The sequence below is a fragment of the Alkalibacterium iburiense genome (genome assembly GCF_039521845.1).
Lineage (GTDB): Bacteria > Bacillota > Bacilli > Lactobacillales > Carnobacteriaceae_A > Alkalibacterium > Alkalibacterium iburiense.
The window spans coordinates 1-16,559 of the sequence record NZ_BAAACW010000135.1 but is presented as its reverse complement, the minus strand read 5'-3'; the positions used below and the strand labels follow the sequence as shown (position 1 = coordinate 16,559).

Below are 16,559 nucleotides of genomic sequence, written 5' to 3'. Positions count from 1 at the left end.
GAAATCGTCGGAAAAATGACTGATTTCATTGCGATTTATTTATTTTGGACTAGTTATTTCCCAGTCCCTTTATTTTGCTTCAGATAATTTACGACCCATTAAATATAGGCGAAGGAAAGGAATGGGTCATAAACCCATTTTGCGTCCCATTAATTAAGGAAAAATAATTTAATGGGGGTATAAGTCTTCGTTGCGTCCCAATAAAAATAGAATTAAGATTTATTGGGGTCATAACTTCGCTTTGCACCTCAATAAAAGTAAACAAAATATATTATCCAGACGCAAATGTCTAAAACCATTTTTTCTTCTTAAATAATAGAAGCATGAGTCCAGTTATCAAAATAGACAAGAGCCAGAAAGCTAGATAACCATAGGGCCAGTCCAATTCTGGAAAATAGTCGAAATTCATACCGTAAACACCAGCTAAAAAAGTAAGAGGAATAAAGATAGCCGAGTAAACAGTGAGTATTTTCATAATTTCATTGGTTTTATTACCGACACTCGATAAGTAGGTGTCTAATATACCCGAGCAAATTTCTCTGTATGTCTCGGTTAAATCAATCAGTTGAATAATATCGTCATAGACATCTCTAAAATAATAGCGCGTTTTTTCGTCTATCCACTCATAATCATTTTTGGACAAATTATTGATAGCATTTCTCATGGACCAGAGCGTTTTTCTGACGTAAATCAACTCTTTTTTTATATTATGAATGGCTTGCAGCAATTCTTTACTCGGATCAACTAGTACAGTATCTTCTAATTCGTCAATCTTTTCACCGAGCTTTTCAATTAATGGGAAGTACCCGTCCACAATCGTATCGGTTAAGGCATAAAGCAAATCGTCTGCTTGGTTTTTTCTCATACGCGTACCGTCTTGTAACTTGGTCACAACCGTTTCAAAGACACTTAACTGGGTTGATTGGAAAGAGAGAACCCAGTCATTGAATAATACCAAGCTGAATGAGTAGGATTCTAACGTTTGGCTGTCAGACCAGGTCATTCCTTTGAGAATTAAAAATAAATAGGTATCGTATTCTTCTAGTTTAGGTAAATGATCATCCGTTAATATATCTTCAATAACGAGCGGATGCAAATGGAAAGTACTCCCTATTTCTTTTATCAGATGCTCATCTTGAGAAGTGTGGACTTCCAGCCATTTGACTTCATGATCAATCGTCCTGTTGAGTTCGTCTAAATGACTGACGTCCACTCGTTCCATCGTGTCCTCGTTGTAATGAATAAAAGAGAGTTTACTCGTGTTCATAGGCATCCCTCCAAAATTGAGTTGACTGCATGTCCTATTCCTTATATTCTTTAATCGTAACCGTTTTAATACAGTTATTATAGCATAAATCAACACGAATCTAACTCAGAGGAGGACTCCCATGAGCGTTCCATTATACGAACCTATCAATACTATAAAACCCGTTGCAGAAAATATATGGATTGTCGACGGGGACAGCATTCGAATGAAGGTCATAACCTTCGGACTCCCTTTTTCCACGCGAATGACCATTGTGAAACTAAAGGACGGATCCTTATGGTGTCATTCTCCGGTTAAACCGACAGAGTCCTTATTTAAAGAAATCAATCTCCTGGGGGAAGTCAAACATTTGGTTTCGCCTAATCCTATTCATTATGCTTACATTGGGGATTGGCAAAAACAGTATCCTCATGCTACTGCTTGGGCAAGCCCTGGAGTAGAGAAACGTGCCTCTTCACAGAATATAGAGGTATCATTTGATAAAGATTTAAAAGACACCCCTCCTTCAGACTGGTCTGATGAAATCGATCAGCTCATCTTCAGAGGAAGTGCGGTCATGGAAGAAGTCGTCTTTTTTCACAAAGACAGCCGCACCTTGATTCTAACGGACTTAATTGAAAACTTTGAAACCAAACGGACGAAGAGCTGGTTTTGGCGAACGATCTATAAATTAGCTGGAATAGCGGACCCGGATGGAAAAACGCCCATTGATTTACGCATGACTTTTACTGGTAGGAAAGATAAAGCCAGAGAGTCTTTAAAAAGAATGCTCGAATGGCATCCTGAAAAAGTCATACTGGCTCACGGGCGCTGGTATAAAGAAAACGGGACGGAAGAATTGAAGCGCGCTTTTAGGTGGCTGGAGAAGTGAGGGCGGTTCACACTTTCGCGAAGAATTTGAACAGAAGAATTTAATGAGTAAAATTTTGAAAATGACTCTATGAGCTTCCGATTAAGCAAAAAATGAAAGAAATGCGAATAAGATGTGAATGAATACTGAAACTTTAAATCGATGAGCACTATTATTAGAGGAATTTAAATATGTCTGTTACGGTAAAAATGTAAACCAATACAAACTATTTATAGGAGTGATAGGATGAAGTTAAAAGATAGAGTCAGTATTGTCACAGGTGGCGGTTCAGGTTTAGGTCGTTCGATGTCTGTCAATTTGGCAAAAGAAGGCTCTAAAGTTGTCGTTGCAGATATGAACCTGGAAAGCGCAGATGAAACCGTTGAAATGATAAAAGAAAACGGTGGGGAAGCAAGTAGCGTAGAAGTCGATGTAACGAATCAAGAACAAATTGATCATGTCGTTCAATTTACTCTTGATACGTACGGTAGTATTGATGTTTTATGTAATAATGCAGGTATCGGTGGAGCTGCTGAAAAATTATTAGATGTCCCAACTGAATCATGGGATAAAGTTTTAAATGTTGACTTGAAGAGTCTATTCTTGATGACAAAAGCTGTTCTTCCAACTATGCTCAAGCAGGAAAAAGGAGTCATCATCAATACAGCTTCAGCCTCAGGTCTGTTAGCAAGTAACGCAGGAATTGAATATACTTCAGCTAAGCATGGAGTGATTGGATTCACTAAGCAGGTTGCTTTTGAATACGGACATGATGGTATCCGTTCAGTAGCAGTGGCTCCTGGTGTAATCGAAACTCCTCTTACCGAAGAAGCCGGAATGACTGGTCCTGGAGGAATCTTCCACGATTTAACGATGAACGCTCCTGCAGGAAGATACGGTAAACCTGATGAAATAGGTAAGGTTGTAGCCTTCTTAGCGAGCGATGATGCATCGTTCATTAACGGTACAACTGTCCCAGTTGAAGGTGGATCTTCTATTTATTAAACTGTTCATTCTCAAAAATTTTAAGGCACATTTGAAATAAAAATTTAAAATGAAAAGGCATGATTAATTCACAATAGGTGAGTTAGTCATGCTTTTTTTATATAAATATCTAATAAAGATACATGCCTTATAATTTCTATTGTGGGATTTATTTTGCTGTAAATTAACGTGTTAATTTGCTTGCAAAATTATCATCGAATGATTATACTGACACTATGAGGAGGAGAACCAATGCCAAATATTAGACCTATATCCGATTTAAGAAACTATACTGATGTTTTAAATGAGGTACAGGAGAATAGTCCTGTCTATTTAACCCGAAATGGACGCGGAGAATATGCCGTTGTCAAATTGCAAGAGTATGATCAGTTAAAAGCAACAGTGAGATTACTAACGAATTTGGAATCAGGGGAACAGTCGTCAAGAGAGAAAGGCTGGTTATCAGCTAAAACAGTAGAAGAGCAATTAGGACTATAAATGATGAAAATTGAATATTCTCCGAAGGCCTTAGAAGATTTAAAAAGTATACAAAGATATCTTTATTTAGAGTGGGGAGACATAACAGCTGATAAAAGTGTACAGGCTCTCTTATCAGATATTAAAAGATTGACAGACTTTCCTTCGTTAGGAGCTAGTCTTAGTAAAAAAATAAATAGAGTATCAGATTATCGTTATGTGTATTCAAATAAAAATTACATTTTTTATCGAGCTGAAACGGATAGTATTAAAATTATCCGTATTATAAATGAAAAACAAGATTTTATAAGAGAACTATTTCAAGATTAATGAAATTATTTTATTGTCTAACGCTATATGTGTATACAAAGCTAAAAAACCAAGAAACTACTTCACCTTAATAGTAGTCTCTTGGTTTTTTTGGTAAGGTCATTAACTTTTTTCTAGGTGTGTTAACTCTTTATTATCTGTTTGATGATAATAAAAGAAAATGAGGGAAATCACTAGGTAGCCGACCACAAAGTTTGGGTTATAAAACAAGGCTAATTCTGGTGCATGCATTAAGCCGATAGCCGATAAGAAAGCTCCTACTAAGGATAACACTCCTGCTTTTTTATATTGGTTATCTATGATAAATACGACAATGGCTCCCCATATTAAAGCAGTAAACATAGCTCCTTGGCCTAAAGGAACAACGGCTGGAGATACAGAAGCAAGGGCATCTGGTGCTGAATTAGCGAATTTGCTTTGCAAGTAATTAGCTAAATAGGGGAACATGGCAATAATGACTGCTGGAAAATGCTTGTTTTCAACTGAAGCAAAAGTTTGGACAATCATAGACATCCCTACAAAAACTAAAATAGGGGCCACAACGGGCAAAGGAATAATCTCGGCTAAAACAGCTATGACACCAAAGGATGAAGCAAATAAGAAAACAAACCCATTGAGAATAGAGTACCCTCTTCTGGAGTGCGTCCATTTTGCACTAACTGAGGCCATATAAATAGTGGTTGGAAACGTTCCGCCAAATAGAGAACCTAAAATAGTACCTAAACCATCAGCTAACTGGACTTCAGAAACATTATAATTATCACCAGCAGCTGACATAGCTTCCACATTATTTAACGTCTCAATAAAATTATATACTGAGATCGGAATGATGATAGCGAGTATGGAGAGGAGCGGTCCGAATAGATGCCCTAAACCTTCAAATAACCCTAAAGTAGGGAGAGGCGGGTAGAATCCTGCTGAACTAAATCCAGTTGCCAAGTTGCTGAACTGGGCTTCTCTTAAAGAGTAGGCCATCACAGTTCCGATAATGATAGCGAATAAGGATGTTGGAATTTTAAAAGGCATCGCTTTTTTACCGATAAATCCGATTAAAATAATGACTAATGAGACCATGCCGATAACGGGAGATTCAAACGTATGAAAGAACATTTGACCACCAATAACTGAAAAAGCAACACCCGCAAGAGCGCCCAACATTGCTGCTCTAGGCAAATGTGTTCTGACAAAGTTACCAATTAGGCTCCCGACAGCTTCAACTAAACCACCTAAAAATGTTGCGGCCATACCGATTTTCCACGCTAACTCCGGGTTATTAGTTAAGGCGAGCGCTGGAGCCATAATGCCGAATAAGTAAATAAACATCACGGGCGTACTGATTCCATAGGATAAAGCTGTCACGTCAGACCGATTTTCTTTCTCTGCTAGTTTCTTAGCCATGTGTGCGTAATACAAGTTTCCAAAGAGAACACTGACTGCTGCACCAGGAATGATTCTCCCATACACAATACTTGCAGGATACCCCATACCAGTCAAACTGATAGCGATAATCACAAAGTTAGCTAGATTATTTTGAAATAATGCAAAAAATCCATCAATATCCGCTTTTACGAACCATGGATAAGCGACCTTCTTTTTCACATTTACATGAGTATTTGGTAAATCCATTTTCAAACCCCTCTCTATGATATCCATGATTATAGAGATAATGTTCGTAATTAACAAGTGAAAAAGAATGAAATATTAAAATAATTACTTTATTGTTCGTGTTTTACGAACAATGTTCTGTAAGATTAACAAGGTCATCTATAGTTAATTTGAATTAACTTAATTTAGATTAACTATCTATCAATAGTGGGGGTAAGTTTGTAGTTAGAACGATGTAAACCAACGTCTTTCATAGCATGCTAAAAAGAATAGGGTTCTAAAGTTTCAGTACACTCATTAGTCTATTTAAAATAATGTAAAATCGTTTAATCAGAATAAGAAAAGGCATAAATTGAACTGAATATTGAATGGATAGTGGTATAATAGAAGAAATTTCGAAAGGGTGGTTGGGATGAAATCACTTGGAGAAAGCCTGAAACACTATTTAGATAGTCCATTAAAAAATAAAGTGGCTCATTATATACATGAGCGTTTTGTGCCAGATTATGAACTGAGTGTGGTTCTTGCGCGTTTGGATGAGTTCCATGTCATGCTTGAATCAATTCCTCAAGGATTAGATGTATCGTATACAGCAGTAGTCGATCGGTCTAAAGATGAGATAGAAAATGATTGGGAAGTTTTTCTAGTAAAGAAAGAAGAGGGCAGTCGATATGCTACTGATTTCATTCCGTTTGATCAATTGATGCGATACCCGGTTGAAGGAGACAAGGAGCAAGTCGATGTAATCGGTGATATCATTTGGGAATTAACCTTTGATGGCTGGACTGAAGAAGAGAGAAACGAACGAATCAAAGAGTTTGAAGAAAGCTTAAAAGAGTAAGCAAGCATTAAATAAGAGGATATGGATGCGTTTAGGAGGACACAAAGTGAAAACACTCTTACTATCTCTCGCGGTATTAGCCATGATAGGATGCTCGAATGAAGAGGCCGATACCCCACAGGATGACTATGAAAAATTGACAGACAATGAAGAAAGTTCGAATCAAGAGTCAATAGATGAAAGGCCTAATGAATCAGAACAAACTGATTTGGATAAGGCAGAATCAGAAGAAGAGACAGTCCCTGATTATGAGGCATTAAAAGAGGCGATTGTTAATCCATTTGAAACAGCTACTCCATCAGTCTGGGGTGAAAACATAGTGGGAGTCGTCACTGAAATAGATACGAATGATAGAGTTGTTGCCTTAACTTTTGATGCTTGTGATGGAACTCCAGACTCTTATGATGAAGAGTTAATTGAATTCTTAATCAAAGAGCACATACCTGCTACTTTATTTATTAATGCTCAGTGGATTGAAGAAAATAGGGACATATTTACCGAATTATCCGAAAACCCTCTTTTTGAAATAGCGAACCATGGTTACTCCCACAAGCCATTATCAGTAACGGGAGAATCCGCCTATGGCATTATGGGGACAGAAAATGCGGAAGAAGTATTTGATGAAATCTTTCAAAACCAAGAACTCATCAAGGAAATAACAGGCCAGTATCCTAGCTATTTCAGGTCTGGAACAGCTTACTATGATGATGTTGCAGTAGAGATCATTGAGGCTTTAGGATTGAAGGCTGTAAATTACAGCGTTTTAGGAGATGCAGGCGGCGCCTTTAATGAAAGTCAGATTGTCAGTGCTTTTGATTCCGCTCAAGAAGGGTCCATTTTTTTATTCCACATGAATAAGCCCCATTCTGATATAAGTAATGGGGTAAAAGAAGGCGTTCAGATGTTAAGAGAAGAAGGATTTGAATTTGTTCAGCTTGGAGAATATGATGCCCATTTTTGAGAAGGATAGTTTTTTGTAATTGTTTATAGTAATTTGAAAGAGACTGGAACGTTTTTGTCCCAGTCTCTTCTTATTAGATTATTCCCACTCAATTAACCTATAGGTAAGAGGCATGTTTTTTCTCTATATTTGCCCAGTTGTATTTGGCTATTACGGTTTTTTCATCAAATTTTTATCAGTGAATGGCTTTCAATAGTCTTATAAAAGGTGGCAAATAATAGGTCTGAAATCCTGTTCAAAATAGCCTTGATTACCTTTAGGAGAACCTTACTTTATCCTGCTCTACTTTCGACTGAGGGTATTAAGTATGGTTTTATGGTAATGCTGTAGAAAACTCTTGCCATGAATTCTCACAAAATTTCAATCCTTTAGTCGCTCTTCAATCTTGTCAAAATCCGCTCTCAACTATACAGCAACGTGTGCCTATAGCTTGCCGTATGCAGATTATAGAGAAACACTATATTCCAGAGAACAGCTACCAATTATAACCGCAATTTTATTTTTTAACACAATTTTATCCTTTTCTCTCAATTCAGATTTTCAAGATATTCTTCAAGGCTAACACCTTGATTATGAATCTCTGTGGCAGCTTCGACGCCTACATAGCGATAATGCCAGACTTCTTCTGCAACTCCAGTGATTTCTGTTTTATCGCCGGGGTATCGGAAGATAAAGCCGTATTTGTAGCTGTTTTCCTGTAGCCAAAGGTAAATATCATAGGTGGCTCCGTTAATGTCCACAGCTATGCCCAATTGGTGTTCGCTCGCTCCCACAGCAGCAACCCATTGTTCTGCCAGTTCCTTTGCCTTACTTTTGGAGTATCCCTGCTTCCGGTAAGAAGTGATTTTCTCATCCATAAAACTCTGTTGTTGCTCCTGAGTCCGATAGCCGGACACTACAATCGGGCCAAGTTTTTCTGCTTTAGCATTGTCCAACATCTCCATCAGCGGCTCATAAATACGCTTGTCAACAAGTTCTCCCCCCTCTATTTCCATTAATTCTAAGTCGTAGTCTTTGGGTAAAGGATTCCATCTGTTAACCAGTGTTAGATACCAAGGCACATCGGCCTGTGCATCGTCGTCTTGCGTGTCGTTTGAGAATACTTCTGTAGTTTCCTCGCTGACAGCAGGGAATATGGGGTTGATTCCCCGATAAAGGTTCACCACCCAGAAACTGATAATCAAAGCAAAAATAAGGCTTAGCAACGGTAAGAGTAGCCATACGGGTTTCCTGTGACGGATTCTTCTTTTGGAAACATCTCTTTTTTTCATAATAAAACTCCTTTCTACATACACAAAAATAATAAGGCTCCTATCAGTAATCATTGTACTGAGAAGGAGCCTTATTTTTTTTAATATAAAGGTGTTTTCTTCTTAAGAAAAACCTAAGAGGAGGTAGCTGTTTTCTTAATTTGCCATAGGGAGCTGTACGAAGAATGTGATGGTATCATTTTCACTCGATACACTGATTGCACCACCATGCAGAACGATGATTTCCTTTGCAATCGCCAGCCCAAGACCTGTGCCTCCTGTGTCGGAAACACGCGATTCGTCCACGCGATAAAACTTATCAAACAATGAGGAAAGCTTTTCGTTGGAGATCTCTTTCCCTTTGTTTTGAAATGATACGATGATTTGTTCTCCCGTTTCTTGGGTAGAAATCACGATTTCTGTGTTGGGATAACTATATGCCGCTGCGTTTTTCAAAATATTGCTGAACACCCGTGCTAACTTATCCGCATCGGCAAAGACGGACAAGTTTTCATTAGCATTTATCACAACCGTATTTCCATGTGCAAGAAGAGCGGGTGATAGTTCGTCAGCTAATTGTACCAGCATATAATAGAGATCAATCGTCTCTTTGGACAGTTTAATCTGCTGTGAATTGTATCTAGTGATTTCAAAGAACTCATCTATCATTTTTTCCAGCCGATATGCCTTATCCAACGTAATATGCGTATACTTTGATCGTTGTGCAATCGGCATATCCGGCTCTTCTTCAAGAAGATTTAGATAACCAATGACCGATGTAAGAGGTGTTCGGATATCATGGGCGAGATACATAACCAAATCATTTTTCCTTTGCTCTGCAAGCTCTATCTCCGCTTTCCGCTGCTCCAGTGTCAGCTTCACAGCATTCAATTTTTTCTCAAAAGGAAGCATCTCTGGCGATAAGCGGATTTCTTCCTTGTTATCCGCCAATAAAGAATCAATGCCTTGATTTATTTCCTTGAAATATCGGGTCATCCACCGAAACAAGCGCCAAAGCAAAAAAATAAAAACCAAAATAATTGCTGTCGCAAAGAATATTTCTCTATATCCGCGAAAATACTCATGGTAGATGAAGAAAGCTTTTTCATGCTCTACTCTCATAAAATATTTTAGCAAACTGACAATCCAATCACCAACCCGCTGTTGCCAAACAAACAAGTACAGCGCAATCACAAAGAGAAAAGCAATAAAAATAATTCCACAAAATCGCCACATGAGCTTTGACTGAAAAGCCGCATAATCCTCTTTTTTCTTAAACCTCAATTTTATATCCAACCCCCCATATCGTTTTGATATACTTCGGCTTATCAAACGTATCATTCATTTTTTCACGCAAATGCCGAATATGGACAGTAATCGTGTTATTGTTTTTGCTGTAATATTCGTCTTGCCAAATTTTACGAAACAATTCTTCTGCACTTACTACATTTCCTTTATTTTCTAATAGAATACGCAAAATAGAAAACTCGGTAGGGGTTAATATAATTGGCTTTTCATTTAATGAACATTCATGTGTTTTTATATTCATCATTAAGCCAGAATGAATAAGAACATCATTTGCATGATCCTCAGAATATGTGGGATTGTATTTTTTGTATCGGCGTAGTTGTGACTTTACTCTTGCAACCATTTCAAGAGGACGAAATGGTTTTGTAATGTAATCGTCCGCGCCGAGTGTAAGACCGGTGATTTTATCCGTTTCCTCGTCCTTAGCTGTCAGCATAATAATGGGATAAGTATGCTGTTCTCGAATCTTTTGGCATAAGGTAAATCCGGTTATATCTGGTAACATGATGTCTAAAATAGCAAGGTCAAGTTCAGTTGTGTTGATACATTCAAGTGCTTCTTTTGCAGTGTAGAACTTAAAAACTGTATAGTTTTCATTTTTAAGATAGACTTCGATTAAGTCTGCAATTTCGTGTTCATCATCGACGACAAGTATTTTATTGGACATATAATATTTCTCCTTTCCATAGGGTGTTTTTTATCGTATCAAATAAAAAGCTTATGTTTATTATTTTTTAGGTGAGATATTATTAAGCTTTCCCTAAGATCGTAATTTCCTGCGCCCATCGACTGGTTTTTCTACCTCTTACTATTCCTAATCCTTTGTTTTCTCCAAAATAATCAACCTATCACTATGCATTCGCTTGCATTCAAGACTTATGTCATAGCGGCTGATCCACGTCATAAAAGAAAAAAGCTTTTGTAGCAGAGGTTTTTCTGCTGGGAGTTTTAGATTTTGCTCTACGCTATCCAATCTCCACAGCATCTTTGTGTGTCGGATATATCAAATATTAAATTGTCACCCATGTTTAAAAATAAAATTCTTTACACCTATTATCCTGATGATTAATTAAATATTTTTTCACGAAATATTTTTTCACCTGATCATGTTGAATATTTTTTTAAAAAGCTAGATATAAACTATAATATAACTTCCTCAATTGAAGTGCAAAGAGAACCTTTGCTCATTTTTTTGTATAAAGCTTTCGATTCAAAATAATTAACACATATCACCAATGAAGTAACTATTGAACATTGTTTACATGCAGCGGATTCAAATTCTTGTTATATCACGGAAATGAAGTCAGTAAAGCAAAGAAAAGTTAACCTTAAAATTGTCAGAGATCTTAGACATATCTATAATGGCAAGTGTCAATTATGTGTAATAAATCCATCTGAAAACTTTGGTGTTGATATTTTAGAAAGTCCCCACATAGAATATTTTTCGAAATCTCAAAACAGTAACAGCGATAATATTTTGCTTACATGCCCCGATTGTCACAACATTTTATATAAGCTGAATCCAATATTTAATGATGAAACACTGTCTTATGTATTTAAGAAAGGTAACATACTCGCATTACAAGAAAATAAAACTATTATCACTGCACAACAAGAAAGACCACAAACCCGCATGAAAACTGGGTCTATGGTCTTTCTTGTTGCCTAAAATGTTATTCCCACTCGACAGTTGCTGGTGGTTTACTTGTAATATCGTACACGATGCGGTTCACATGGGGAACTTCGTTTACAATACGAACAGAAATCTTTTGTAAAACATCCCAAGGGATACGAGCGAAATCGGCGGTCATGCCGTCAACGGATGTGATGGCACGGATGCCGACAGTATAGTCATACGTACGCGCATCACTTTTTACACCGACGCTTCGAATGCCAGGTAAGACAGTGAAATATTGCCATATATCACGATCTAAGCCCGCTTTTTTAATTTCATCTCTTAAGACAGCATCACTTTCACGGACAATAGCCAGTTTTTCTTCCGTAATCTCACCCAATACTCGAATACCCAAACCAGGACCTGGGAAGGGCTGGCGCCAAACGAGGGATTCCGGCATAGCTAACTCTATGCCTAATTTTCTGACTTCATCTTTAAAGAGTGTTTTTAATGGTTCGATTAACTCAAAAGTCATATCTTCGGGTAAGCCTCCCACGTTATGGTGAGACTTAATTGTTTGAGCCGTTTCTGTACCACTTTCGATGACATCTGAGTAGATAGTCCCTTGAGACAAGAAGTCCACATGTTCTAATTTAGATGCTTCATCGTTGAAAACTTCAATAAATTCATTGCCAATAATTTTACGCTTGGTCTCAGGATCTGAGACACCTTTTAATTTGCTTAAGAAACGATTTTTGGCATCCACTCGGATAATGTTCAAACCGAACTTCCCTACCAGACTCTCCATAACCTGGTCGCCTTCATCTTTACGCAGTAAGCCATGATCCACAAAAATACAGGTTAACTGATCTCCGATGGCTTTATTTAATAAGACAGCCACGACACTGGAGTCCACGCCCCCGGACAAGCCAAGCAACACTTTTTTATCTCCAACCGTTTGACGAATCTCTTTAACTTGATTTTCGATAAAATGTTTCATGCTCCAATTACCCGTGGCCTGACACGTATCAAAGACAAAGTTTTTTAGAAGCTCTAACCCATTATCTGTCTGTTTCACCTCTGGATGGAACTGGACGCCATAAACCTGTGCGTGACTGTTTTCAAAAGCCGACACAGGATACGTCTCACTTGAAGCGGTAACTAAAAAGTTCTCAGGTGCGTGAGTCACGCAGTCAGAATGACTCATCCACACCTGACTAATTTTATCTAATCCCCTAAATAATGAACCAGATTCCTCAGTTAATGAAAGAGTCACTTCTCCTAAGTGTTTTCCATCATGTTCTTTTACAGTGCCGCCGAAATGGTGGGCTATCAGGTGCATGCCGTAATCAATGCCTAAAATAGGAAGGCCTAAGTCAAAGATTCCAGCATCCACTGCATAGGCATCCGACTGATTTACACTCATCGGTCCACCAGATATAATAATGCCTTTAAAGTTCTGCTTTTGCAGTTCATCGGCCGTTACCGAATAAGGGAGCATTTCGGAGTAAACCCCTAATTCTCTAATACGTCGTGCTAAAACTTGATTAAACTGGCCTCCGAAATCAAGAACAGCTATTTTTTCCATGTGTTTAACATCTGTTTCTACAGTCACAATATAATCTCCTTATCGCATAGAATAGTTTGGTGCTTCTTTCGTTACCTGAACATCATGAGGGTGAGACTCTCGTAGACCTGCCCCGCTCATTTGAACAAACTGAGCGTCATTGCGCAAAGCTTCTAAGTTGGCTGCCCCGACGTATCCCATGCCAGAACGCACCCCGCCAAGCATTTGGAAAATAATGTCCTGCAGGGTTCCTTTGTATTCTACTCGTCCTTCTATGCCTTCAGGAACCAGCTTATTCGCTTCATTCACGGAGTTTTCCTGGAAGTAGCGGTCACTGGATCCTTTTTTCATCGCGCCTAAACTTCCCATGCCTCGGTACGTTTTATAGCGGCGTCCTTGATACAACTCAAATTCACCTGGAGACTCATCTGTCCCAGCCAGCATACTACCAAGCATTACTGCATGTCCCCCAGCGGCCAGCGCTTTGACAATGTCTCCAGAGTACTTAATTCCACCATCTGCAATAATCGCTTTTCCGTATTTTCTGGCAACGGATGCCGCATCATAAATAGCTGTGATTTGAGGTACACCGACACCGGCTACCACTCGTGTCGTACAGATAGAACCTGGCCCGATTCCGACCTTTACCACATCAACACCTGTTTCAAATAAGGCTTCCGTTCCTTCGGCTGTCGCGACATTTCCAGCTATAAGGGCCACATCTGGAAACTCTTCTCGAATTTGTTTAATCTTTCTGATGACACCCGCACTATGACCGTGAGCGGTATCGATGACGATGACGTCAACTCCCGCTTTAATTAAAGCTTCTGAACGCTCGAAACTGTCACTGGTAACACCAATAGCGGCTCCTGCCAGTAAGCGCCCGTGCTTTTCTTTTGCAGAGTAAGGAAACTGCTCGACTTTTTCTAAATCTTTAATCGTAATTAGCCCGCTTAAACGGCCATCTTTATCTACCAGAGGTAACTTTTCAATCTTATGTGTGTGAAGAATTTTTTCAGCTTCTTCTAAGGAGGTCCCTTCAGGTGCCGTGATTAGATCGTCTTTCGTCATTTCCGTATGAATGGGTTGAGTGAAATCTTTTAAGAAACGCAAATCACGATTGGTGAGTATCCCAACCAATTGACGGTTTTCCATCGTTTCGACTATCGGGATTCCGCTAATACGGTACCGATCCATTAACTCTTCTGCATCAGAAATAAGGTGATCAGGGGTTAAAAAGAAGGGATCGATGATGACACCATTCTCAGATCTTTTCACTTTTCTGACTTCATCGGCTTGTTCTTCAATCGTCATGTTTTTATGAATAATGCCTAGACCGCCTTGTCTAGCCATCGCAATGGCCATACGCGAATCGGTGACTGTATCCATGCTGGCACTTAAGATAGGGATATTCAGTTGTATAGAGTCCGTTAATTTGACAGATAAATCCACATCATTCGGTAAGACATGGCTTTCAGCTGGGATTAATAAGACGTCGTCAAATGTCAGTCCTTTTTTCTGGAATTTCGTTTCCCAATTACTCATGTTTATTCTGTTCCTCCTTGGTTTGGTCGTTCGGGTATAAATTATCCAGTAGTTTACCAAAAGCAGGAGAGCCAGTCAATGCTTCTAAAGAACAAAAGACATTTATGAGCGTTTTATAATGTAGGGAAATCTGTGTTATTATAGTATTTTATTTAGGTCTATCAAGGGAAGAACCGGTTGCGTTTGAGGGTAGGTTTAAATAAAAAACTTATTTATTTCTAATGGTTTAGTTATCTCAACGAAAGCTATAATGTTCAGATTTAAGTTGTAAACACGAACGATAAAGTATAATAGAGGATTAATTACGTCTAAATACGAACAATAAAAAGAGGGTATCTCACCCAACGTGTATACCCTCTTGTTGTTTCTTTATTCGTTTAAGAATCCTTCTTCCACTAAAAAGTCTCTGGCGACATCTTCTGCATCGCGGCCCTCAAACACCACTTCATAATTCATGGCTCGCATTTGATCGTCTGAGATTTCTCCAGCCAAGACAGATAATATATCTTCAAGTTCTGGGTGGTCCTCCAATAAGCCTGTCATCATCAAAGGGGCTCCTTGATAAGGAGGGAACAGACCTTGGTCATCTTCCAACACAACTAATTCATACTCGTCAATTTCCGGGTCGGTACTGTAGGCATCAATCATATTGACATCCCCTTGTTGCAGGGCAGTGTAGCGAAGTTGTGGCTCCATTGTAATGACATCAGCAAAGGTAATCCCGTATAACTCTTGAATACCGATATACCCGTCTTCTCGGTCATTAAATTCAATGGTGAAGCCTGCTTCCACTAAATCAGCTACGGTGGCCAGGTCCGATATCGTTTCTAAATTATGTTCTTCTGCGAATTCGGATGTAACAGCCAAAGTATAGGTGTTGTTGAAAGCCATAGGTTCCAATAGAGTCATATCATGCTCTTCTTGAAGATTCGCTCGAGCTTGCTCGTACACTTCCTCTTCCGGGGTCCCTGGCTCAGGAATCTCATCAAAGAAATCTGCCAGGACGGTTCCTGTGAATTCAGGGTAAATATCGATTTCACTTGATCGCAACCCATTGAATACAAAGGTGGTCATACCAAAGTTTGGTTCTAATTCAACGGTTAAGTCAGACTGGTCTTCTATGAGTAGTCTGTACATATTGATAAGCACTTCTGGCTCGGCACCCATTTTTCCCGCAATGGTCAAATCATCTTCATCTGAAAAGATAACAGGGATAAGCAGAGCACTCCCGATTACCACTATTCCAGTACCTAAAATATAGGCCGTCTTTTTAAAAGAGGTCTGTTCGAGATAACGAAGTAAGCGATCAAATAAAATAGAGAGCAAAGCGGCTGGTACAGCACCGAGAATAATTAAATCATTGTTTCCACGGTCTATTCCAAGCAAGATTAAGCTACCCAAACCACCGGCTCCGATTAAAGCAGCCACCGTTGCCGTACCTATAATTAAAACGGTAGCGGTGCGAATACCAGCCATGATAACGGGCAGGGCAATTGGAAACTGCACTTTACGCAACTTTCGCCAGCGGCCCATCCCCATTGCATCGGCGGCTTCATTTAAAGAGGGATCGATACCTGTTAAGCCCGTATAGGTGTTTCTTAAAATAGGCAGTAAAGCATAAATGATTAAAGCTATAACAGCTGGAACCGTCCCAATTCCGATAATCGGTATCAGTAGACCGAGAACCGCTAGGGAAGGGATCGTTTGAAAAATAGCTGTGACTTGAATAATCGGTTCAGCGATTTTTTTCTTGTCCATTAAGAACACACCTAAAGGAACAGCGATAAACACGGCTATCAGTAAAGCAAGAAAGGATAATTGCATGTGTTCAATAAAGCCTACCCATACATCGCCTGATCGTTCTTGAAAGGTTTCAATTGACACTCCCACAGCTAAAGCAGTGGGATTCTTAAGTACTTTGTCGAACGCAGGCCATTTCTGTTTTGTTCAAGCCTTAAG

At 38.9% G+C, this 16,559-nt stretch carries 14 protein-coding genes; 6 read left to right on the top strand and 8 right to left on the bottom strand.

From position 1 onward, the window contains the following. Positions 1 to 289: 289 nt before the first annotated feature. A complete protein-coding gene (gene corA / locus ABDZ53_RS10675; RefSeq protein ID WP_343756374.1) occupies positions 290 to 1,267 on the bottom strand; it encodes a magnesium/cobalt transporter CorA in 978 nt (325 codons plus the stop codon). Between the two features lie 121 nt (positions 1,268 to 1,388). Between corA and ABDZ53_RS10670 the strand changes: the two genes are divergently transcribed. The 4 genes from ABDZ53_RS10670 to ABDZ53_RS10655 all read left to right on the top strand — a co-directional run bounded on the left by ABDZ53_RS10670 (position 1,389) and on the right by ABDZ53_RS10655 (position 3,908). Continuing rightward, positions 1,389 to 2,138, top strand: coding sequence for a DUF4336 domain-containing protein (locus ABDZ53_RS10670; RefSeq protein WP_343756372.1), 750 nt, complete (start codon positions 1,389 to 1,391; stop codon positions 2,136 to 2,138). Between the two features lie 225 nt (positions 2,139 to 2,363). After that, positions 2,364 to 3,122, top strand: a complete 759-nt coding sequence (locus tag ABDZ53_RS10665; protein ID WP_343756370.1) for an SDR family NAD(P)-dependent oxidoreductase — start codon at positions 2,364 to 2,366, stop codon at positions 3,120 to 3,122. A 231-nt stretch (positions 3,123 to 3,353) separates the two neighbouring features. Next, positions 3,354 to 3,599, top strand: a complete 246-nt coding sequence (locus tag ABDZ53_RS10660) for a type II toxin-antitoxin system prevent-host-death family antitoxin (RefSeq protein ID WP_343756368.1) — start codon at positions 3,354 to 3,356, stop codon at positions 3,597 to 3,599. A 3-nt stretch (positions 3,600 to 3,602) separates the two neighbouring features. After that, a complete protein-coding gene (locus ABDZ53_RS10655) occupies positions 3,603 to 3,908 on the top strand; it encodes a type II toxin-antitoxin system RelE/ParE family toxin (protein WP_343756366.1) in 306 nt (101 codons plus the stop codon). Positions 3,909 to 4,010: 102 nt separating this feature from the next. On the opposite strand, the gene ABDZ53_RS10650 is transcribed toward ABDZ53_RS10655, so the two are convergent. Continuing rightward, positions 4,011 to 5,534 (bottom strand): hypothetical protein, encoded by a 1,524-nt coding sequence (locus tag ABDZ53_RS10650; RefSeq protein ID WP_343756364.1) that lies wholly within the window; start codon positions 5,532 to 5,534, stop codon positions 4,011 to 4,013. Positions 5,535 to 5,925: 391 nt separating this feature from the next. Here ABDZ53_RS10650 and ABDZ53_RS10645 point away from each other — a divergent pair, with 391 nt between their 5' ends. Beyond that, positions 5,926 to 6,354, top strand: coding sequence for a DUF6557 family protein (locus ABDZ53_RS10645; RefSeq protein WP_343756362.1), 429 nt, complete (start codon positions 5,926 to 5,928; stop codon positions 6,352 to 6,354). Between the two features lie 46 nt (positions 6,355 to 6,400). Beyond that, positions 6,401 to 7,315, top strand: coding sequence for a polysaccharide deacetylase family protein (locus ABDZ53_RS10640; protein WP_343756360.1), 915 nt, complete (start codon positions 6,401 to 6,403; stop codon positions 7,313 to 7,315). A 527-nt stretch (positions 7,316 to 7,842) separates the two neighbouring features. On the opposite strand, the gene ABDZ53_RS10635 is transcribed toward ABDZ53_RS10640, so the two are convergent. The 6 genes from ABDZ53_RS10635 to ABDZ53_RS10610 form a co-directional block, all read right to left on the bottom strand. Next, the gene (locus ABDZ53_RS10635; protein ID WP_425541706.1) at positions 7,843 to 8,586 is read right to left on the bottom strand and encodes a M15 family metallopeptidase; all 744 of its coding nucleotides are present in this window, start codon (positions 8,584 to 8,586) and stop codon (positions 7,843 to 7,845) included. Between the two features lie 135 nt (positions 8,587 to 8,721). Continuing rightward, entirely contained in the window at positions 8,722 to 9,861 is a 1,140-nt protein-coding gene (locus ABDZ53_RS10630; protein ID WP_343756358.1) for a sensor histidine kinase, read from the bottom strand. Beyond that, positions 9,839 to 10,540: a VanR-ABDEGLN family response regulator transcription factor gene (vanR, locus tag ABDZ53_RS10625; RefSeq protein ID WP_343756356.1), complete on the bottom strand. Its 702-nt coding sequence runs from the start codon at positions 10,538 to 10,540 to the stop codon at positions 9,839 to 9,841. Before vanR ends, ABDZ53_RS10630 begins: the two co-directional genes overlap by 23 nt. A 1,006-nt stretch (positions 10,541 to 11,546) precedes the next feature. Then, positions 11,547 to 13,076, bottom strand: coding sequence for a glutamine-hydrolyzing GMP synthase (guaA, locus tag ABDZ53_RS10620; protein ID WP_343756376.1), 1,530 nt, complete (start codon positions 13,074 to 13,076; stop codon positions 11,547 to 11,549). Positions 13,077 to 13,115: 39 nt separating this feature from the next. Beyond that, the gene (guaB, locus tag ABDZ53_RS10615; RefSeq protein WP_343756354.1) at positions 13,116 to 14,600 is read right to left on the bottom strand and encodes an IMP dehydrogenase; all 1,485 of its coding nucleotides are present in this window, start codon (positions 14,598 to 14,600) and stop codon (positions 13,116 to 13,118) included. Between the two features lie 369 nt (positions 14,601 to 14,969). Next, positions 14,970 to 16,490, bottom strand: coding sequence for an ABC transporter permease/substrate-binding protein (locus ABDZ53_RS10610; protein WP_343756352.1), 1,521 nt, complete (start codon positions 16,488 to 16,490; stop codon positions 14,970 to 14,972). Positions 16,491 to 16,559: the final 69 nt, after the last annotated feature.